General features: G+C 27.4%; 19 protein-coding genes. 6 read left to right on the top strand and 13 right to left on the bottom strand.

The window, feature by feature from the left end:
- Positions 1 to 83: 83 nt before the first annotated feature.
- The 4 genes from BTM21_RS00315 to BTM21_RS00300 form a co-directional block, all read right to left on the bottom strand.
- Entirely contained in the window at positions 84 to 755 is a 672-nt protein-coding gene (locus tag BTM21_RS00315) for a redox-sensing transcriptional repressor Rex (RefSeq protein WP_079481665.1), read from the bottom strand.
- 523 nt (positions 756 to 1,278) lie between these two features.
- Positions 1,279 to 3,528 (bottom strand): heavy metal translocating P-type ATPase, encoded by a 2,250-nt coding sequence (locus tag BTM21_RS00310; protein ID WP_021874528.1) that lies wholly within the window; start codon positions 3,526 to 3,528, stop codon positions 1,279 to 1,281.
- A 14-nt stretch (positions 3,529 to 3,542) separates the two neighbouring features.
- Complete coding sequence (locus BTM21_RS00305; protein WP_021874529.1) at positions 3,543 to 3,902, bottom strand: ArsR/SmtB family transcription factor; 360 nt, start codon at positions 3,900 to 3,902, stop codon at positions 3,543 to 3,545.
- 123 nt (positions 3,903 to 4,025) lie between these two features.
- Positions 4,026 to 4,613 carry a zinc dependent phospholipase C family protein gene (locus BTM21_RS00300; protein ID WP_242944859.1) on the bottom strand — a complete coding sequence of 196 codons (588 nt, stop codon included), beginning with the start codon at positions 4,611 to 4,613 and terminating at the stop codon, positions 4,026 to 4,028.
- Between the two features lie 287 nt (positions 4,614 to 4,900).
- Here BTM21_RS00300 and BTM21_RS00295 point away from each other — a divergent pair, with 287 nt between their 5' ends.
- From BTM21_RS00295 to BTM21_RS00285, 3 genes are all read left to right on the top strand, one after another.
- Entirely contained in the window at positions 4,901 to 5,116 is a 216-nt protein-coding gene (locus tag BTM21_RS00295) for a hypothetical protein (RefSeq protein WP_021874531.1), read from the top strand.
- A 41-nt stretch (positions 5,117 to 5,157) separates the two neighbouring features.
- The gene (locus BTM21_RS00290) at positions 5,158 to 5,496 is read left to right on the top strand and encodes a hypothetical protein (RefSeq protein WP_021874532.1); all 339 of its coding nucleotides are present in this window, start codon (positions 5,158 to 5,160) and stop codon (positions 5,494 to 5,496) included.
- Positions 5,497 to 5,584: 88 nt separating this feature from the next.
- Positions 5,585 to 5,848, top strand: a complete 264-nt coding sequence (locus tag BTM21_RS00285; protein WP_021874533.1) for a hypothetical protein — start codon at positions 5,585 to 5,587, stop codon at positions 5,846 to 5,848.
- Positions 5,849 to 6,048: 200 nt separating this feature from the next.
- On the opposite strand, the gene BTM21_RS00280 is transcribed toward BTM21_RS00285, so the two are convergent.
- The gene (locus BTM21_RS00280) at positions 6,049 to 7,116 is read right to left on the bottom strand and encodes a mannose-1-phosphate guanylyltransferase (protein ID WP_021874534.1); all 1,068 of its coding nucleotides are present in this window, start codon (positions 7,114 to 7,116) and stop codon (positions 6,049 to 6,051) included.
- Between the two features lie 373 nt (positions 7,117 to 7,489).
- On the opposite strand from BTM21_RS00280, the gene BTM21_RS00275 reads away from it, so the two are divergent.
- Positions 7,490 to 10,156 carry a cation-translocating P-type ATPase gene (locus tag BTM21_RS00275; protein WP_021874535.1) on the top strand — a complete coding sequence of 889 codons (2,667 nt, stop codon included), beginning with the start codon at positions 7,490 to 7,492 and terminating at the stop codon, positions 10,154 to 10,156.
- A 26-nt stretch (positions 10,157 to 10,182) separates the two neighbouring features.
- On the opposite strand, the gene BTM21_RS00270 is transcribed toward BTM21_RS00275, so the two are convergent.
- From BTM21_RS00270 to BTM21_RS00250, 5 genes are all read right to left on the bottom strand, one after another.
- Positions 10,183 to 11,559 carry an aldehyde dehydrogenase gene (locus tag BTM21_RS00270; protein WP_021874536.1) on the bottom strand — a complete coding sequence of 459 codons (1,377 nt, stop codon included), beginning with the start codon at positions 11,557 to 11,559 and terminating at the stop codon, positions 10,183 to 10,185.
- 31 nt (positions 11,560 to 11,590) lie between these two features.
- Entirely contained in the window at positions 11,591 to 12,322 is a 732-nt protein-coding gene (locus tag BTM21_RS00265; protein ID WP_079481667.1) for a DUF3298 and DUF4163 domain-containing protein, read from the bottom strand.
- 389 nt (positions 12,323 to 12,711) lie between these two features.
- Positions 12,712 to 13,485: a 23S rRNA pseudouridine(2604) synthase RluF gene (rluF, locus tag BTM21_RS00260; RefSeq protein ID WP_021874538.1), complete on the bottom strand. Its 774-nt coding sequence runs from the start codon at positions 13,483 to 13,485 to the stop codon at positions 12,712 to 12,714.
- A 20-nt stretch (positions 13,486 to 13,505) separates the two neighbouring features.
- On the bottom strand, positions 13,506 to 14,516 hold the full coding sequence (locus BTM21_RS00255) for an anti-sigma factor domain-containing protein (protein WP_096145303.1): 1,011 nt from the start codon (positions 14,514 to 14,516) through the stop codon (positions 13,506 to 13,508).
- A gap of 18 nt (positions 14,517 to 14,534) precedes the next feature.
- On the bottom strand, positions 14,535 to 15,119 hold the full coding sequence (locus BTM21_RS00250) for a class D sortase (RefSeq protein ID WP_242944822.1): 585 nt from the start codon (positions 15,117 to 15,119) through the stop codon (positions 14,535 to 14,537).
- Between the two features lie 375 nt (positions 15,120 to 15,494).
- Between BTM21_RS00250 and ispF the strand changes: the two genes are divergently transcribed.
- Positions 15,495 to 15,974: a 2-C-methyl-D-erythritol 2,4-cyclodiphosphate synthase gene (gene ispF, locus BTM21_RS00245; protein WP_021874541.1), complete on the top strand. Its 480-nt coding sequence runs from the start codon at positions 15,495 to 15,497 to the stop codon at positions 15,972 to 15,974.
- Positions 15,975 to 16,167: 193 nt separating this feature from the next.
- Here the strand turns inward: ispF and BTM21_RS00240 are convergent, their stop codons facing one another.
- The 3 genes from BTM21_RS00240 to BTM21_RS00230 form a co-directional block, all read right to left on the bottom strand.
- On the bottom strand, positions 16,168 to 17,406 hold the full coding sequence (locus BTM21_RS00240) for an IS256 family transposase (RefSeq protein WP_079480999.1): 1,239 nt from the start codon (positions 17,404 to 17,406) through the stop codon (positions 16,168 to 16,170).
- Between the two features lie 159 nt (positions 17,407 to 17,565).
- The gene (locus tag BTM21_RS00235; protein ID WP_021876675.1) at positions 17,566 to 19,269 is read right to left on the bottom strand and encodes an ABC-ATPase domain-containing protein; all 1,704 of its coding nucleotides are present in this window, start codon (positions 19,267 to 19,269) and stop codon (positions 17,566 to 17,568) included.
- Positions 19,270 to 19,281: 12 nt separating this feature from the next.
- Positions 19,282 to 19,863 carry a DUF1836 domain-containing protein gene (locus BTM21_RS00230; RefSeq protein WP_079480998.1) on the bottom strand — a complete coding sequence of 194 codons (582 nt, stop codon included), beginning with the start codon at positions 19,861 to 19,863 and terminating at the stop codon, positions 19,282 to 19,284.
- Between the two features lie 214 nt (positions 19,864 to 20,077).
- Between BTM21_RS00230 and trhA the strand changes: the two genes are divergently transcribed.
- Entirely contained in the window at positions 20,078 to 20,725 is a 648-nt protein-coding gene (gene trhA, locus BTM21_RS00225) for a PAQR family membrane homeostasis protein TrhA (RefSeq protein WP_079480997.1), read from the top strand.
- Positions 20,726 to 20,730: the final 5 nt, after the last annotated feature.

The following is a 20,730-nucleotide window of genomic DNA, read 5'->3' as shown; positions in this document are numbered from 1 at the left end:
GCTTCAATTATGATTATAAACTTTAGATTTTTGTTTTGCAATAACTATTTCTATTTTATACTATTTTTTACAGTTAATTATCTTTATTTATCTTGGCCATCTTCAATCTTTTTTTCATCTTCTTTATCATCCTTATGAAGTAGATAAATTAGAGTTAATAAGCTTTCTGATAAATGCACATTTTCAACTATAACATCTTCTGGTACAACTAAATCTACAGGAGCAAAATTCCAGATTCCTTTTACCCCACCTTGAACTAGTACATCACAAACCTTTTGTGCATTTATTCTTGGAACACAAATCATTCCAATGTCTATACTATCATTTTTTAGGAATGATTCTAAATAATCTATATCTTGAATCTCTATGCTTCTCATCCTTAAACCAATTAGCTTTGGATTAGCATCGAATATACCTCTAAGATTTAAGCCTAGCTCTGAAAATCTACTATAGTTAGCTACCGCTTGACCTATATTTCCAGCCCCTACTATTAATGTTTTATACTCTTTATTTAATCCAAGTATCATGCTTATTTGTTTATATAAATCTCTTACATTGTATCCGTATCCTTGCTGTCCAAAATCTCCAAAACAATTTAGGTCCTGACGTATTTGAGAAGCTGTAAATCCTATTTTTTCCCCAAGTTCTTTTGATGATATTCTATCGACATCATTTCTCATCAATTCCTGTAAATATCTATGGTATTTGGGTAATCTCTTAATTACAGCCATAGAAATATTTTTCTTTTTTTCCATACTGTACCGTCTCCTTAGCCATTATTATTTTAAATTTCTCTATGTATATACATAATAATATCATATGAAATCCATATAATCTATATTTTAACACTTTTATATAACTATTTGAATGTTTTTAGTTATCTATTTAACAAACATTGTATATTTTATAACCTAAATATATTTTTAAATGTAAAGTTAATTACCTTAAATAACAATATTGTGTCTACTAAATTATTAATTTTCTATTTTAATTTATTATTATTTTGCCTATTATTTAAATATATTAAACTTCAAAATATAATATTTTTCTATATTTAGATTTGTTTATTATAAAAAAATAAGACTTATGTATAACGTAGCAGATCCGTTATACATAAGTCTATAGTATATACAAAGCGTCTTTCAGCTTTGTAACCAAGATCAGAAATCTTGTATGCTTCCCTTATGCCTGAATGTTCTCAACCTAACTTATTATATTTAATATGATGAATTTTGTCAATATGTGTACTATAAATTAAATTTAATTTATATACATCTATTATTTAAGACATCTAGTTGAATTTAAAACAGCTAATATAGTAACCCCAACATCTGCAAATACAGCTTCCCACATCGTTGCTACTCCAAAAGCTCCAAGTAACAATACAAATATTTTTATTCCTAAGGCAAATATAATATTTTGCCATAATACTTTATTTGTTTTCTTTGCTACTTTAATTGCTTCAACCAAAGCCTGTGGTTCATCATTCATTAATACTATATCTGCAGCTTCTATTGCAGCATCCGAACCTATATTTCCCATAGCTACTCCAATATCAGCTCTTGCTAGAACTGGTGCATCATTTATCCCATCCCCAACAAAAGCAACCTTGCTTACATTTGAACCTTCTTTTAGTAAGCCCTCAATTTTTTCTACCTTATCTACTGGTAGAAGTTCTGAATATACATTATCTATTCCTACACTCTTTGCAACTTTTTCTGCGACAACTTTATTATCACCTGTTAACATTACAACTCTATTTATTCCATTTTCTTTTAATTCTTTTATAGCTTCCTTAGCTTCTTTCTTTATTTCATCAGAAATAATTATATTTCCTTTATATTCTTTATTTATTGCAATATATACTATAGTTCCAATTGAATCCACTTCTTCATATTGAATATTAAACTTCTTCATTAACTTATAGTTTCCTAATAAAATTTCCTCATCATCAATTGAAACCTTTATTCCATGTCCTGATACTTCTTCATACTCTTTAATATTATCTTTATTTATTTCTTTTCCATATGCTTTAACTATTGATTGAGCAATTGGATGATTAGAAAAAACTTCACCTAAAGCTGCAATTTCAAGTAATTTATCAGAATCTATATTTATAGGATTTACTTCTGTCACTTTAAATACCCCTTTGGTTATAGTTCCTGTTTTATCAAAAACTACTGTATCTACATCCTTCAAGGCTTCCAAATAATTTCCACCCTTTACTAGTATTCCTTTTTTAGAAGCTCCACCAATACCTGCAAATAATACTAATGGAACAGAGATAACTAATGCACATGGACATGATACAACTAAAAATATTGATGCTCTATAAATCCACACATCAAAAGTTGCATTAGAAATTACAAGTGGTGGAATTAAAGCTAAACCTAAAGCTAAAAATACTACTATAGGAGTATATATTTTTGAAAACTTAGTTATAAACTTTTCTGTAGGAGCTTTTTTGCTAGATGCATTCTCAACTAATTCTAATATTCTTGATACTGTTGACTCTCCAAACCCTTTAGTTACTTTTACTTTTAATACTCCATTATTATTTATACAACCTGCTAAGATTTGCTCATCTACTTTTATCTCTCTTGGTACTGATTCACCTGTTAATGCAGATGTATCTACTAAACTACTACCTTCAATTACAACTCCATCTAAAGGAACTCTTTCTCCTGGTTTTATAATTATAATATCATCTACACTTACATCTTCTGGTGATACTTTAGTATCTTTATCTCCAACTAATAAATTTGCATAATCAGCTCTTATATCCATTAATGATGTTATTGATTTTCTTGAACGATTAACCGCATATCCTTGGAACATTTCTCCAATTTGATAAAACAACATAACTGCTACACCTTCTGGAAACTCTCCAATAAAGAAAGCACCTAAAGTAGCTACTGTCATTAAGAAATTTTCATCAAATAATTCACCTCTTATTATATTTCTAAAGGCAGAATATACAACTCCTCCTCCTATTAATACATAACTAACTACAAATAATATAGCTGCTACTATAGAATCTTTAGATAAAATCATAGCTATTATATATAATATAGCACCTATTATAAGCTTCCAATTATCCTTTAATTTAAAGCTTATAGACTCATGATTATGCTCATGTTCATGTCCACCTTTTTTATTGTCTTCATGATGATGATGTTCATTACAACAATTACCACTATGAGAGTGATTATGGTTATGATGTCCTTCTTTAATATCACAACAAAAATCTTTGCAGATATTTTTATTAGTTGCTCTTTTTATCTTGCTTTTACCCTTTTCTAATACTATTACTTCTGGTTCTAATTTTTTTACTATATCTTTAACTTCTTCTATTATTTTGTCTTTAGGTACACTACTATCAATTTCTACTATCAATGTAGAAGTGGAAAAGTTTAAATTTGCTTCTACAACTCCATTTAACTTATTTACTCTTCCTTCAATTTTATTTCCACAATTAGCACAAGTTAAACCTTCCAAAGTAAGCTTAATAATATTTGAGTTTTTCATTATACCCCTCCTTCTTATTCCGTAACATGCCTAAATCCTTCATCAAAAATATGCTTTACGTGTTCATCATCTAATGAATAATAAATAACTTTTCCCTCTCTTCTAAATTTAACTAATCTACTAGATTTTAAAACTCTTAATTGATGTGAAATAGCTGATTGATTCATTCCTAATAATGCCGCTAAATCACAAACACACATTTCAGACTGAAATAATGCACAGATTATTTTTATTCTGGTTGAATCACTAAAAGCTTTAAATAAATCTGCAACATCATATAAAATCTCCTCATCTGGGATACTTTTTCTAACTTTATCTACTATATTTTTATGAATTATATTACAAGTACAAGCTTCAGTTTTTTTTTCTTCCATATTTTCCTCCTTACATATGAACAACTGCTCATATGTTTATTTGTATTTATTATATTCTTATCTTAGTAAAATTGTCAACATTTTATTATTTTTTATAAATAAAAAAAGCTTGGATTATCCAAGCTAAATTACCATTGAAAAATGTTCTTTTATTTTTTCATTTAACATAACTTCATCTAAAATCATATTTATTATGCTATCACAAACATAGTATGCAAAAGTTAAATCATGATTAAAATCAATTTTACCTTCATACTCGTCTTGAAGCTTTAAAATATATTTAGTTATTTCTTCTGAAGTTAAATGTGAATTTATGTCTTTTGTAATTTTAAATTCTTTAGCTACTTTAGCTAAATCTTTTTCATAAATAATATGATCTTTCATAGCATTAGGATTTTTAAACTCCCATCTTTGATTATGTGGTACACAAAAGTAATCACATAAGAAGTGACAAACAACTCCTAGTTCTTGATTAAACTTATTTATTGAGTATCTATAATATATGTCATGCACTGTTAAAGAAGATAAAAACTCTATTTTCTTAACAATCATATCAAAACTTTCATCAAAATAATGTTTTTTTAATTTATATTTTGATGCACAATCTGGTTTAAGATTTCCCCAAACAAAGTGTGATTCTTTTATTAAAAAAAGTTTGTTTTCATCTACATTCTCTATAAAATTATTTGCTAGCATCTTGTGAGTATTCATTAGCAATTTTATCACCTCACTTACATACATCTATAATGTATACATTAATATTAGTCCTATTTTAATATTAAAACAAGTAATTCTTATTTCATTATTATCCACAACTTAGTTTACATAAAAATGCAACTTTTATTCTAAAAAATCTCACTTATTATTTTACTCTTTTTTATTCTAAAAGTTCCCAAATAAATAAATTTTTAGTGTTTTTATTTACTTTTTGTTTTATTATATTAAAATTTATTTTATTATAAATTATTTTTTAATATAATAAGAATGGAGGGGAGAATATGAAGAAAAAATTTTTAACTACTTTATTAATAATATCAATTTCAATTATCTTTATAGGATGTAATAAAAATAAGAATACTTCTACAAAAGAATCATCTGGTGATACTATTTCTTCTGAGGAAGGCTTACTTAATGTTGAAGTAACTTTACCAAAAAGTTTTTTAGTGATAAAGATGCATCTACAATTGAAACAGAAGCTAAAGCTGAAGGAATAAAAGATGTTAAAGTAAATAATAATGGGTCAGTAACTTATAAAATGAATAAAAGTACGCATAAAAAATTATTAGAAAATCTAAAAAAGGGTACTGATGAATCTATTGCAAAAATAATTGAAGACAAGAAAAATTTTCCTTCTTTTGACAATATTACTTATAATGATGATTTAACAGAGTTTAATATATTTGTGGATAAACAATCTTATAACTCTATACAATCATTAGGGGTTTTAGCATTTTATTTTACAGGTAATATGTATCAAGCTATGAATTGCGTAAGCTCGGATAAAATCAATACTACTGTAAATTTTATTGACTCTTCTACTAAAGAAGTAATTGAGAGTGGCAATTCTAAAGATATGGGAAATTCTTTTAATTAAGTTTTTTTAAAACTAGCTTTGACATAAAAGCTAGTTTTTCATAATTTATTTACTAACTAAAAAAATATTTTAAGGGGGACTTACTCTAATGAAAAAATACATAATTATAACCTTAGCTTTAATATCAACATTATTACTTGGAATTATTATTGGAAGATTTACTTCTCCTGTAAAAGAAAAGTTAATTGAAAAGGAAGTTCAAAAAATAGTTGAAGTTGAATCTCCAACTGTTGGATTATCTAAAAAATATTTATTTAAATTTATAGATATTCAAAACGAAATTAATAAATTGCCTCATAATGATGAAAAATATCAAACCACTTTTGGAATGAGAGAATTGACAGGTAAATAATATAAATTGTGGGATAATTTACTTAATGAAATATATTCAGAATTAAAAAATACATTGTCTACTGAAAACATGGACTAATCCTTTTAATTTTTATAATATAAATTACTTAATTAATCATCATATTACAATACAAATAGACCTCTTAGTAAATAATTGTTTAATCATTTACTAAGAGGTCTATTTATAATTAATTTATTAACTTACATAAATTTTTCATAATCTTCTTCTTTACTCAGATCATTAAGTAAATGCTTTATCTCTTGATCTTTATTTTTATCCATTATTAATATTACATCCCCTGCATCAACTATAACTAAATCTTTAACACCTAATCCTATTACGAGATTTTTTTCTGCAAATACAGAACAATTCTCACATTCTTGCAAATAAATATTATTGCTAGAGGTATCATTTCTAAAAATATCATTATATCTACTTAAAGCTGAGAAACTTCCTATATCATCCCATAGGAAATCACTTTTTATTACATATGCTTTTCTAGTCTTTTGCATTACTCCAAAATCAATAGAAATTCCATCTATTAAATCATATTGTTCTCGAATAACTTGCTCCTCATCTTCTTCGCCTAAATGCTTATATATTTGCATAAGTGACCTGTATAACTCAGGAAGATATTTTTCAATCTCTCTTAATATAACATCAGCTCTAAAAACAAACATACCCGAATTCCACAAATAGGTTCCCTTTAATAGAAAATCTTTTGCGACTTCGGCATTTGGTTTTTCTGTAAACCTAGCAACCTTATAACTTGGACGTTCGCCTTGTATTCTTTGTCCCATTTCTATATATCCATATCCAGTTTCTGGTCTATTAGGTTCAATTCCTAATGTTACTATACCTCTTCTCCTATTAGCAATATCTACTGCTTGTGATAATGTTTCTATATAATCTTTCTGACCATCTATATGATGATCAGAAGGTAAAACTACCATAACAGCATCTCCATCTTTTTTCAAAAGTTTAACGGCTGATAAGCCTATACAAGTTGCTGTTTCTTTATTTTGAGGTTCAGTAAAAATATTTTCATTATCTATGTCAGTTAGCTCTAGTCTTATTTTGTCTTGATAATCCTGATTTGTAACTACATAAATATTCTCCTTCTTAATTAAAGGAATAATTCTTTCTACAGTATTTTCTAAAAAACTTTTGTTGTTTATAACTTTTAAAAACTGCTTCGGTTTATTCGCTCTTGATAAAGGATATAATCTTGTTCCCTTTCCGCCAGCTAATATAAGCCCGTATATCACGAATTTTCAACTCCATGTAATACTATACTTAATTATATGCACTTTATTATATTTTGGTGAAATATTAGTTTTATTTATCTTAAATCTATATTTTCACGAAATTTTTTACATAAATTTTACAATTGTAAGTTAATTATCTTGTTGACTTTTATAATTTGCAGCCATATAATTTTATTAAACAACATATATTTATTAAGAGGGAGTAGTATTAAATATAGCATCAACATACTCGGCTTAATCGCCTGGTGTTATATACCTATTTGGGTTACGAGACTTTTAATATAGTTTTTATTTTATAAAAGCTATATTAAAGGTCTCTTTTTTTATACAAACTCTAATAGCTATATAATTAATAAAATTTAGGGGGATATACATGAACAAATTCTTTTCCAAGTCTTCCGACGAAATATTAAAAGACTTTAATGTTACTAAAGAAGGTTTAAATGATTCTCAAGTTAATAAAAATCTAAGTAAATATGGATACAATCAACTAACTGAAAAGAAAAAACAAACTGTTCTGGAAGTTTTCTTAAGCCAATTTAAAGATTTACTTGTATGCATTTTAATTGGAGCCGCTATTATATCTATGACAACAGGTAATATTGAAAGTACGCTTGTTATTTTTGCCGTTATTATTCTTAATGCCATACTTGGTACAGTTCAACACTTTAAGGCTGAACAATCTTTAGATAGTTTAAAGGCTTTATCATCACCGTCTGCTAAGGTTTTTAGAAACGGTCTTAAAATTGAAGTTCCATCTAAAAATATTGTTCCTGGCGATATACTTTTACTTGAAGCTGGTGACTTTATAGCAGCTGATGGAAGAATTATCGAAAATTTTTCTTTACAAGTTAATGAAAGTTCTTTAACTGGTGAGTCTGAAAGTGTAAATAAAACAAATGAAATTATTAATAGTACTGAACTAGCTTTAGGTGATCAAAAAAATATGGTCTTCTCTGGTTCTCTTGTAACTTATGGTAGAGCCTTAGTAGTTGTAACAAATACTGGTATGAATACGGAGATAGGTAAAATTGCAAATTTAATGGAGCAAACTCAAGAAAAGAAAACTCCTCTTCAAGTTAATTTAGATGATTTTAGTAAAAAATTAGCCTTTGCTATTTTAGCTGTTTGTATTTTAGTCTTTGGACTTAGTCTTTATAGAGGTACTCCTATGCTAGATTCTTTGATGTTTGCTGTTGCATTAGCTGTAGCTGCTATCCCTGAAGCTCTAAGTTCAATTGTTACAATAGTACTTGCTCTTGGAACTCAAAAAATGGCTAAAGAAAATGCTATAATAAAAAAATTAAAAGCTGTTGAAGGGTTAGGTTGTGTCTCTATTATATGTTCAGACAAAACTGGTACATTAACTCAAAATAAAATGACTGTAAAAAAAGTATTTGTTGATAACAAGCTTGTTAATGGTACTGATTTAAATTGTAATAACTCAGTAGAAAATTACTTATTAAATTGTTCTATCCTTTGTAATGATTCAACTTCAAAAAATGGTAAAGAAATTGGTGATCCAACAGAAGTTGCACTTGTTAATTTATCTCATAAGTTTTCATTAGATGAGCTACTAGTAAGGGATGAGTTTAAAAGATTAAGCGAAATTCCTTTTGACTCTGATAGAAAATTAATGAGTACTCTTCATAATTTTGATAATAAAAATATAATGTTTACTAAAGGTGCTTTTGATGTACTATTAAACCGAATTAAATATATTAAAACATCTGATGGTGTTAGAGAGATAACGTATGAAGATAAACAAAACATAATAAATACCAATAAAAGCTTATCTGAGAACGGATTAAGAGTTTTGGCTTTTGCATATAAAGAATTAAGTTCAATAAAAGATTTATCCCTTGAAGATGAACATAACTATACATTTATAGGATTAATCTCAATGATAGATCCACCAAGAGAAGAATCTGCTAATGCTGTTGCTGATTGTATAACTGCTGGTATAAAACCGATTATGATTACTGGTGACCACAAAATAACAGCCTCTGCAATAGCTAAACAAATAGGAATATTAAGAGATGGTGATAGAGCTATTGAAGGTTTAGAATTGGATAAAATGTCTGATGAAGACCTTAAACAAAATATAGATCATATTTCTGTATATGCCAGAGTTTCTCCTGAACACAAAATTAGAATAGTTAAAGCTTGGCAAGAAAAAGGGCAAATAGTTGCAATGACAGGTGATGGTGTAAATGATGCTCCTGCACTTAAACAAGCTGATATAGGTATAGCAATGGGTATAACAGGTACTGAAGTTTCAAAAGATGCTGCTTCAGTAATATTAACAGATGATAACTTTGCAACTATAGTAAAATCTGTAGCTAATGGTAGAAATATCTATAGTAATATTAAAAATTCAATTAAGTTCCTTTTATCCGGTAATACTTCTGGTATAATTGCTGTATTATATGCTTCCTTAATGGCTTTACCAATGCCTTTTGCCGCTGTACATTTATTATTTATAAACTTATTGACTGATAGCTTACCTGCTATAGCAATAGGTATGGAGAAATCTCGTAGGGATCTTCTAAAAGATACTCCTAGAAAAAATAATGACTCTATTCTTTCTAAAGACTTTATTTTAGAAATAGGTTTTGAAGGTTTAATAATAGGTATTTTTACAATAATATCATTTTATATAGGTTTAAAAACTAATAATGCCGTTGGCTCAACTATGGCTTTTGCTACATTATGCTTAGCTAGACTATTCCATGGATTTAACTGTAGAGGTAACAAGTCAGTATTTAAACTTGGCTTATTTTCAAATAAATATAGTTGGATGGCATTCGGTACAGGATTAGTTTTATTAAATGCTGTTTTATTTGTTCCATTTTTACAAAAACTATTTGAAGTTGCTCCACTTTCAACTTCACAAATTGGTTCAATATATTTATTAGCCTTTATCCCTACTATATTTATTCAATTAGCAAAAATAATTATTGATGCTTTAAGTAGTAAGAAAAAACCTAGTTCAGATACTTCATCAGAATATGAAGAAAATCTTGAAAATATAGCTTAATAATAAAGGGTGCTAACTTAGCACCCTTATTTCATTAACTTCTTTAAAATTTTTATTTTATCTCCATAAGGTGCAAATCTTACAGGTATTTCTATAAATGTTCCTCTCTTTATTACTGATTTTTCATGAGTAAATGTATCAAAGCTAGCCTTGCCATGATATGATCCTATACCACTATTTCCTACACCTCCAAACGGTAAATATGATGATGCAACGTGTATAACTGTATCATTTATAGTTACACCCCCAGAGGTAGTATTTTTCAATACATATTCTATATCATTATTACTTTCTGAAAAATAATATAAAGCTAAAGGTTTCTCTTTGGAATTTACATAAGCTATAACATCTTTTATATCAGTAAATTCTAATACAGGTAATATAGGGCCAAAGATTTCTTCTTCTAAAACCCTACTACCTTGTTTTATATTTGTTAAAATTGTTGGTTCTATATAAAGGTCTTCTAAATCATAACTTCCACCAAAATAAATATCCCCTTGGTTTATATATTCAATAATTCTATTTATAGAATTTTTATTTACTATTCTAGGGAAATCATCACTTTCTTTAATTTCCTCTCCAAATTGAAGTTTAATTTCCTTTACTACAGCTTTCAAAAATTTTTCTTTTATGTCTTTATGTACATATACATAATCAGGTGCTACACAGGTCTGTCCAGCATTTAAAAACTTTCCCCAAACCAATCTTTTAGCAGCTACATCAATTTTAACATCTTTATCTATTATACAAGGGCTTTTCCCTCCCAATTCTAAAGTTACAGGTACTAAATTTTTAGAAGCCCTCTCCATAACAATTTTCCCAACACCTACACTCCCAGTAAAAAATATATAATCAAATTTTAACTCTAGAAGATAAGACACTACTTCCTTTCCCCCTAAAGGATTAACAACTCGTACATATTCTTTATCAAAGTTTTCATTTATTATTTTCTCTATTAATCTAGATGTATTTATAGTATGTTCAGATGGTTTTAATATAGCACAATTACCTGCTGAAATAGCTCCAACTAATGGTGCCATAAGTAATTGAAAAGGATAATTAAACGGACCTATTATCAATACTACTCCATATGGTTCCTTATATATGTAACTCTTAGCTGGATAATGTATTATTGATGTTCTTAATTTTCTTCTTTTAGACCATCTTTTTATATTCTTAATATGAAGATTTATTTCATCATAAACTATTCCAATCTCTGTAGCGTAACTTTCAAATGAAGACTTTCCTAAATCTTTTTTAAGAGACTCTATTATTTTATCTTCATTTTCTTTTATAATTGCTTTAAGCTTTTTTAAATTATTTATTCTAAACTCTATATCACTTGCATTACCTAAATTATAAAAATTCTTTTGCCCATTAAAAATATCTAGTATTTCTCTCATGCCCTAACCTCTTGATTCAAATTTATTTAAATCAAATTTTATCATATACCAAATTGTTTTCAAAGGTTTTTAAAGGTATTTTAAATTCAGGCATCCCAAATGCATAGGGTGCTATTTCATAATATGGGAAATAGATAATAATATTATTTTCTTCTAAATAGTAAGTTTGTTTTTCATTTACTCCATTAAAGCCTTCTTTACCTTGAAAATAATTATCTGGATTCTTTGCAATTTCATTATTTATACTATTATTAATTATACTCTTATAATCATAACCTTCCTTGAATAAATCTTTTAACATTAATTCCTTTCCTGTTTTAATATCTATATTATATGGAACTCTAGTTGTTATTCCATGAGCTCCTCCTGTGTACTGATAATAATCTATACATAGACTTAATATCTCATTACTATTTTTAACTATGTAATTTGATGTCAGTTCATAAGGAAACGTAGGTTGTTCAACCTTAGGAGCACCAAAATACTCCTTTGCTAACTTTTCCACATCCATTATCCACATATTAGTCCATTCATAAATTTTGTTGTTAATAACTTTTTCTTGCTCTTTATCCTTCAAACAAGTTATTTGAGGTATTTTGACATTAACCTTCAAATACTTGTAATCCTTTATAATTTTCTTATCCACAACACATATATTTTCGACAACATTATGTTTTGAATTTATTAACAACGCTTGTGGATAAATGTGGACAAGTCCTAAAATGACTATAAAACTTAGCACAAACCTACTGAATACCTTCACTTTATAGTTCCTCCTTTTTCTACAATTACTAATAAATTTTATATTCTTTTTCTTATTATCTACATGAATGTTGATAATTATTAATGTTGATATCAACATTTTTTGCACAAGTTATCCACACCCCCATGTGGATTATGTGCACAAAATCCATTTTTTGCCTTAGACAAGCGATTTTAATTTATAGATTTATATGTCTAAACCCTGTTAATACCTACATTTAAACTCATCTTTATTTATTGTGGATAACTTATATAGCTTACTAATAAAACCTTAATTTTTTATTAGTATCAGTAAAATATCTTAAAATTATACTCTACATAAAATTTCTTATAATAAAAAAATAAGACTAGAAAACGACAAATTCTCTAATCTTGTTTATATATCTTTTATTACTCTTCTTTAGTCTTAATAGAATTTTGAATTGATTTACTAAGAACTTCTAGCTCTTCTCTTGTAAGATCTCTCCACTCTCCGATTTTAAGATTACCTAAATTAATATTCATTATTCTTATTCTCTTTAACTTCACTACATTATATCCTAGAGCCGAACTCATTCTTCTTATCTGTCTATTCATTCCTTGAGTTAATATTATTCTGAAGGTTCTCTCCCCTTCTTTAGTAACAGTACATTTTTTTGTTACAGTACCTAGTATTTTAACTCCATTAGCCATTCTATTTATAAATGTATTATCTATTGGTTTATCTACAGTTACTATATATTCTTTTTCGTGATTATTTCCTGCTCTTAAAATTTTATTAACTATATCTCCATCATTAGTTAATAAGATTAATCCTTGAGAATCTTTATCTAATCTACCTATATGGAATATTCTTTTCTCGTGATTTATAAAGTCTACTATATTTCCTTTTATCTTTTTTTCTGTTGTACATGTAATTCCAACAGGTTTATTTAACGCAATATAAACTAAGTCTTCTTCCTTACTAATTAGCTTTCCATCTACTCTTACTTTTTGCTTAGGAAAAACCTTAGTCCCCATAGCAGCCTTTTCACCATCAATAGTTACTCTTCCTGCTTCTATTAATTTATCCGCTTCTCTCCTTGAACAAATTCCCGTTTCACTTATATATTTATTTAACCTTACTGCTTCGCCTCTATCACTATGTATAATTATAGGTTTATTTACATTAGAATTCTTATACATTTTTATCCCCTTCTGTATCGTTATTGTTTAGGATTAAAATTATGTTGATTACCAGAATTATTATATCTTACATAAACTCCACTTTCATTTATAAACTTTTCTGATTTATGCAAAGCTCCATACTCTATGGGCTTTCCAGTTATAACTATTGTTACCCCATCCTCTGGAATCATCTCATTTCGTGATGCATAATTTAGTATCCTATATATACCTTCATCTATATCTTTATCTACTACACCTATAGAAGTAAGCATGTCTTCACCTTTAGCTGTTGGACTATACACTTTAATTATTTTATTAAAATAATTAACTTCTAATTTTAATGAAGAAGTAGTTTCTATTATTACAGTTTTATCTACACTTTTATATTTAAATACTATAATTCCAGTCATTAGTACTATTAATGTAATTAATATTGCTATTTGCACCTTATAATTTTTGATACTCTTTTTAACTTCTCCTGTTACTTCCATCCCAACTTCATATGCTTCTCTTACTTTTACCTTCTTAAACTCACCCTTATGGGTAATGATAATATAAGATCTTAACTTTTTCGATATAACTATACCTTTATATTCCTTTATTTTTTTTAAATTCTTTTCTTCCTGTATCTCACTTGCTCCAAGTATATTCACATTTTCTTCTATCTTCAAACATTCTTGTATATAACTATAATTAGGATTAGCTAAAATAGTTACATATGTTATTATATAATCTCTCCATGTTTCTAAAAAACCTCTATTTATAGGAGTCCTTTTAATTAATTTTCCTATAGGTAAATCATATTTTTCTTTTAATTGATCATATATTTCAACTTCTTCTATTATAAAATAAGCAATATTTAAAATTTTATTTCTAGTTGAATATGAAGGTTCATCTGATAATAAATCTTTAAATAAAATCTGATAGTTATCAAGCTCATCTGATAATAACATTATCTCTTCCCTACGTTTCTCAGAATCACCTTCCCTAATTATACTAAGTGGAGTGTGTAAAGAAAACTTATATTTATCTTTTTCAAAACCGCTCATTTTATCCCTCCATAAGCACTAAATATCTTTTGTTGATACTAAACTCCCTTTCACTATATATCTTTCTTTAGCTCCTACTGTACATGTAACTAAAGTTATAGTTGCATCTTTAGTATTTTCTAATACATCAACATCATCTGGAGACACAACAAAACTATCCTCTATTTTATAAGTGAATTCTTTCCCTTTATTTTTCACTATAATTTCGTCTCCCTTTTTAGCCTTATATAAATTTATAAACGCTTCTGAATAATTAGAAACCCTATGTCCTGCTACTGCAAAATTTCCCTTTTCCCCCGGATTTGCAGTTCCTTCAAAATGACCTAAATAATATTGAAGAATATCATCTGTTATTCCTTCTACTAAACCTTGTGATAATCCAATAGATGGTATTTCTATTAACGCTATCGGTTGAACTCCATCAACTGTAACTGGTTCTTTACCTTCTGACCCTTCATCTTTTATTACATCCTGTAATACTCTTTGTAATTCTTTTTGCTTATTACTAGTATTTATTTTATTATATAAAGTAAATCCTATAAGAAAAATCCCCACACAAATTAAAATTAATCCTGTTCCCCTTCTAATTTTTTCTTTCACCACAATTACCCTCCAAATAACATTTCTTATTTTTTTACATATATTATATCATAAACATTGTATTTTTTTGTTATATATATTCTATAAATTTTAACTTATCAATTCTATCTTACGAGGTGATTCTATGCATAAAAAAGTTATCTATGTTGACTTTGTTTTTAGAAAAAAAAGAACCTCATCAAGCAAATTTCATTTTTTATCAAAGTTTAGTATTAAACTAAAGCAATTACTTTACCATATTCTAAAAAAAGAAACTACCCAAGAATCTAAAATTTATCAATTTAAAAAAATATTATAATTACTATTTGGTAAATTTATTAATATATAATAAGGATTTGTGATAAAATAAGTTTATTATATTATCATAGGGGTGATTGTATGAGAATAGGTTTAGGATATGACGTACATCGTTTAGTAGAAGAAAGAGATTTAATATTAGGTGGGGTTAATATACCTTATGAAAAGGGACTACTTGGGCATTCTGACGCTGATGTTCTTATTCACGCTATAATGGACTCTTTATTAGGTGCATCTGCACTTGGAGATATAGGAAAGCATTTTCCTGATACTGATCCTAAATATAAGGGGATTTCTAGTATAGAACTTCTTAAAGAAGTAGGAAAATTATTAAATGTAAATGGTTACTCTATAAATAATATAGATTCAACCATAATTGCACAAAAACCAAAAATGGCTCCTCATATAATGACTATGAGAAAAAATATATCTGATGCTTTAAGAATTAATATAGATCAGATAAACGTTAAGGCTACTACAGAAGAGGGCCTTGGTTTTACAGGTAATGGAGAAGGTATATCTTCTCAAAGCATTTGTTTACTAAATAAAATTGAGAAATAAATAAGAGCTTCAAAAGGAGAGAATAGATAATTCTGTGTAATTATCATTTTTATTATTTTAACATTACTGGAAATTTTCATTTCCAGTAATATTTTTTTATATTTAAGAAATACTAATAATGTTTCTTATTACCTTTTTTAGTATTTCAAAAAAATCTAATAGTATGCATATAATTTATAAAAAGTACAAGCTTTTAAGCTAATTCATCTTTTAATTGATCTTCAAATATTATTGATAGCTCCGCTAGCGTAGCACCCCAATTATGTATAGGTTGAGTCCATTTTTCTAGTATCTCCATTGTTGCTAAGTAAACACACTTATTTAAAGATTCATCAGTTGGGAATATGACTCTAACTTTAGTGAATTTACGTATTTGACGATTAAAACCCTCTAAGATATTTGTAGTATAAATCATCTTTCTTATAGTTGGAGAGAAGTCAAAAAATGTTGAAAGGTTACTCCAATTGTTATACCAGGAATCTATTACTATTCCATATTTATCTCCCCATCTCTCCTTTAAATTATCTAGCTGTGCTAACGCAAGTTCCTCTGTTGTAGCCTTATAAACCTCCTTCAAATCTTTCATAAATGCTTTTTTATCTTTTGAAGCTATGTATTTTATTGAATTTCTTATTTGATGAACAATACATGTTTGAATATTTACTGATGGAAATACTGTTTTTATAGCTTGTGGAAGACCTTTTAATCCATCCATACAAGCAATTAAAATTTCTTTTACACCTCTATTTTTTAAATCATTGCAAATTCCTAACCAGAATTTAGCACCTTCTGCTTCATCAACCCATATACCTAAAATATCTTTATATCCTTCCATAGTGTATCCTAAGCATATATAGACAGCCTTGTTAACTATCTTTCCATTACTTCTAACTTTAAAGTACATAGCATCTAAATAAACTATTGGATATATTTTATCTAATACTCTATTTTGCCATTCGGCGGCGCTAGCAAGCACTTTATCAGTTATTTTAGATACCATCGATGGTGATATAGTTATTCCATATAAGTCTTCAATTTCAGCCTGAATATCAGATGTTGACATACCTTTAGCATATAAAGATATAATCTTTTTATCTAACTCAGTACACACAGTTTCATATTTTTTTATAATTTGTGGCTCAAATTCAGCATTTCTATCACGGGGTACGTCTAGGTCGACGTCACCGAAGGAACTTCTTAAATTCTTGCGACTATAACCATTCCTGTAGTTCTTCTTAGTTTGATCAACTGCTTCTACACGTTCATATTTATTTCTTCCTAGATGTTCTTCCATTTCACCTTCTAATATATTTTCAAGGACATCTTTAACTAATCTTTGTATTAATCCGTTTTTACCCATTACATCATCGATTGTTTTACATCTTTTAATTTCCTCATTGTAATCAAAGTTGGTATCAATTTTTCTTGTCATAATAATTCCTCCTAATTTATATAGTATATTATTCCAAAACTTCCAACTGTTAATACAAAAAAACAGTAGATAGTTTTATTTTTACACAAAACTATCTACTGTCTCATTATTTAGTGTAACAGCTCTTTTTTTTACTTCATATTTACGAATAAGCAACTTTTATTGTATCTTCAATTTTCTATATCTATTATAAGTAGCCATTATTTCTTGCTTTCTTGGCATAGCTAAGCTTCCATATCCACCTTTTATTTTTTCTATTGAAATTAACCCATTATTATTGATTTCTTCTATAACTTTATCTATCATATCTTCAAAGATTAAATTTTTATCCATTAGGTTGCCTTCTGCCCACTTCATAACAGAGCCTATAGTATTTAATTGTTCATTATCTACCACTTGTTCTACAGCTCTTAAATCTATATTCTCTCTATTTATAGAAATCGTATCTACTCCCATGGTTTTAAGCTTTATGCCTTTTGGACCTTGCTCAATAGTTCCTCTTTTTATAACTCTATTAAAATTAAAACTTATTTTAAGTTTTCTAGCATCTATTCTTTTTAATATTTCACCTCTCATTAAGGCTTTTGCTTCTTTTGTTACATCATTTGTATTATAGTTATCCATTTGTATTACATAATCTGCTACATCAAAAAAGTCCCCTGAACTTCCTACAACTATTATAGTTGAAATATCTTTTTGTTCATATAAAGGTTTTACAATCTCTATAAATGGCGTTATTGGTTCTTTCTCTTTTGATACTAGTTTTTGCATTAAGTCGTCTCTCATCATAAAATTAGTAGCTGATGTATCTTCATCTACTAATAGTAACTTTGATCCACTTTCTATAGCTTCTATTATATTAGCTGATTGTGATGTACTTCCACTTGCATTTTCAGTAATGAAATTAACAGTATCTTTTCCATTTGGAAGGTTATCAATAAATAATGATATATCTGTTTTATTTATACATCTTCCATCTTCTGCTCTAACCTTAAGAGCTGTATTGTCTGTGATAACAAACTCTCTTCCATCACCTTCTATATGATTATATACACCAAGTTCTAAAGCCTTTAAGAGTGTTGATTTCCCATGATATCCTCCACCAACTATAAGGGTTATACCTTTTTTTATTCCCATTCCTTTTATAATGCCTTTATTTGGTGTATTTATTTCAACTTCAAGTTCTTTTGGAGATTTAAACACCTTCCCATTCTTTAATGGTTTTTGAGATACTCCACTTTCTCTAGGTAACATTGAATCATTAGCTACAAATGCAATTAAATTTCTTTCCTTTAATTCTTTTCTTATAAATTCTTGATCCTCTACTAACTTAACTCTATTTATTAATTTATTTTTCTCTATATTGCTATAAATTAGTGTATTTTCTACTATACTAGGTATAACATTATATAATATTTTTTCTAGCTCTCTTGATAAAACCATTCTTCCTCTTGCAGGAAACCCTACATAAAACCTAGCTTCTATCTTTTCCTTGTCGATAATTATAGCTGTTCTTTCTAATATTTCTTGAGGACATTTACTTATAGAAATTAACCCACTCTTTCCTGAACCAAATATTTTTTCACCATATCTATTTATATTTTTGTAAAAAAGTCTTGTTAAAAAGTCAGAAGTAGCTATATTTCTATGTTTATTATCAAATAATTCCTTTGGAAACTTTGCAGTATCTTGTTTTACTATTACTCTAACTCTTGATGGTGAAGCAAAAGGATCACCTTGTACATGATCTATACTTAATATATATTTATTAAAATCATATTGCCCCTCTAAGTCTTTATACGTCTTATAACTTCGACCATCTATTCTTGTTAGCTCTCTTTTTAAGTCATTTAAATTCTTCATATCAATCACCCTCTATAAATTATTAAAATAATCATCAATAAGCTTCTCACTCATTCTCCTATAAATATTACTCATATTTACTAATGAACATAACAGTAAAAAGGTTTCTTCAAATTCCCCTAAGTTTTCTTCTGAATTAGATAGTTTTTCGATAATAATCTCATTCTTTTCATTAACTGATATTTCTGCATCAATTAAATCATTATTATATTGATCTAAGTATTTATTATATAAATCTCTTAATGGATATTCTTCTTCACTTTCTATTTTAGCAATTATGTTATTTAAAGAACTCTTTATATCCCTTATTGATAAACTACCTTTTAAATTACATATAATACTCATTAATATAATATGTTCTTTACTATATTTCTTATTTTTTATAGACATTAAAAGTTTTCCTTTTGCATAATTGTTAACCATAGTTTTAGTTAATACCTTATCATCATCAGTTCTTTTAGTGCTTCCTAATTTGTTTTCAAATAATTGAATAACTTGATCCATATATAAATCTATCTCTGGTACTTCTTGTGCTGATATTTGATTTTCTAAATGTAATTCTTGAAACTTCTCTTTTAAAATATTTGAATCCATATATACCTCCATGTAGTTTTTAAAACTACTTGTTATCATCTATATATATAATAATAATAGTATTAAGAAGATATTTCAAGAAAAATGATAAAAACCTCTTGTATTTTCCTTAGAATTCCATAATATAATCTTTGACTATAGCTCAAATTTAATAGATAATATCAATATAATAAAACGTAGTTTTAAAAACTACTTATTGTAAAGGGGTGTTTTTTTGGATAAACATTTAAGAGAACCTATTAATAGCTTAACACATTGGGTGGGTGCTATATTATCAATATTTGCTTTAATTGCAATGCTTATAAAAGGAGTTACTAACAATCTTTCCAACTTACAAATACTATCAATTGTTATATTTGGAATAAGTCTTATACTCTTATATAGCGTATCTGCAACTTATCATTCTGTTATTTCAAGTGATGATATAATTCTTAAACTTAGAAAGTTAGATCATTCTACAATCTTTATACTTATTGCTGGATCATATGCTCCATTTTGCTTAATAGGTCTTGGTGGTAAGCTTGGTGTATCTTTCTTTTTGGTTATGATATTAATAGCTATTTTAGGTGTTATATTTAAACTTTGTTGGTTTAACTGTCCAAGATGGCTTCAAACAGCACTATATATAGGTATGGGTTGGAGTGCTATATTTGTAATTAAACCTTTATCACAAGTTATGGCTCCTGAAAGTATATTTTGGTTAGTTCTAGGTGGTATTCTTTATACTCTAGGGGGAATTCTTTATGCACTAAAACCTAAAAAACTTCAACTTGGAGCTTTCGGTTTCCATGAGATTTTTCACATTTTTATTTTATTAGGTAGTTTAAGCCACTTTATAAGTGTTTTCACATATTTATTATAAATTGA

The sequence above is a fragment of the Clostridium chauvoei genome, assembly GCF_002327185.1.
Taxonomy (GTDB): Bacteria; Bacillota; Clostridia; order Clostridiales; family Clostridiaceae; genus Clostridium; species Clostridium chauvoei.
This window is presented reverse-complemented; position numbering and strand designations above follow the sequence as displayed.

Coding starts and splice junctions, on each gene's coding strand:
- ispF (WP_021874541.1), top strand. CDS start 15,495: ATGAGAATAGGTTTAGGATATGACGTACATCGTTTAGTAGAAGAAAGA.
- BTM21_RS00255 (WP_096145303.1), bottom strand. CDS start 14,516: ATGAGCGGTTTTGAAAAAGATAAATATAAGTTTTCTTTACACACTCCA.
- BTM21_RS00230 (WP_079480998.1), bottom strand. CDS start 19,863: ATGGATTCAAATATTTTAAAAGAGAAGTTTCAAGAATTACATTTAGAA.
- BTM21_RS00305 (WP_021874529.1), bottom strand. CDS start 3,902: ATGGAAGAAAAAAAAACTGAAGCTTGTACTTGTAATATAATTCATAAA.
- BTM21_RS00275 (WP_021874535.1), top strand. CDS start 7,490: ATGAACAAATTCTTTTCCAAGTCTTCCGACGAAATATTAAAAGACTTT.
- BTM21_RS00270 (WP_021874536.1), bottom strand. CDS start 11,559: ATGAGAGAAATACTAGATATTTTTAATGGGCAAAAGAATTTTTATAAT.
- BTM21_RS00300 (WP_242944859.1), bottom strand. CDS start 4,613: ATGAATACTCACAAGATGCTAGCAAATAATTTTATAGAGAATGTAGAT.
- BTM21_RS00240 (WP_079480999.1), bottom strand. CDS start 17,406: ATGACAAGAAAAATTGATACCAACTTTGATTACAATGAGGAAATTAAA.
- BTM21_RS00295 (WP_021874531.1), top strand. CDS start 4,901: ATGAAGAAAAAATTTTTAACTACTTTATTAATAATATCAATTTCAATT.
- BTM21_RS00285 (WP_021874533.1), top strand. CDS start 5,585: ATGAAAAAATACATAATTATAACCTTAGCTTTAATATCAACATTATTA.
- BTM21_RS00315 (WP_079481665.1), bottom strand. CDS start 755: ATGGAAAAAAAGAAAAATATTTCTATGGCTGTAATTAAGAGATTACCC.
- BTM21_RS00310 (WP_021874528.1), bottom strand. CDS start 3,528: ATGAAAAACTCAAATATTATTAAGCTTACTTTGGAAGGTTTAACTTGT.
- BTM21_RS00235 (WP_021876675.1), bottom strand. CDS start 19,269: ATGAAGAATTTAAATGACTTAAAAAGAGAGCTAACAAGAATAGATGGT.
- BTM21_RS00290 (WP_021874532.1), top strand. CDS start 5,158: ATGAATAAAAGTACGCATAAAAAATTATTAGAAAATCTAAAAAAGGGT.
- rluF (WP_021874538.1), bottom strand. CDS start 13,485: ATGTATAAGAATTCTAATGTAAATAAACCTATAATTATACATAGTGAT.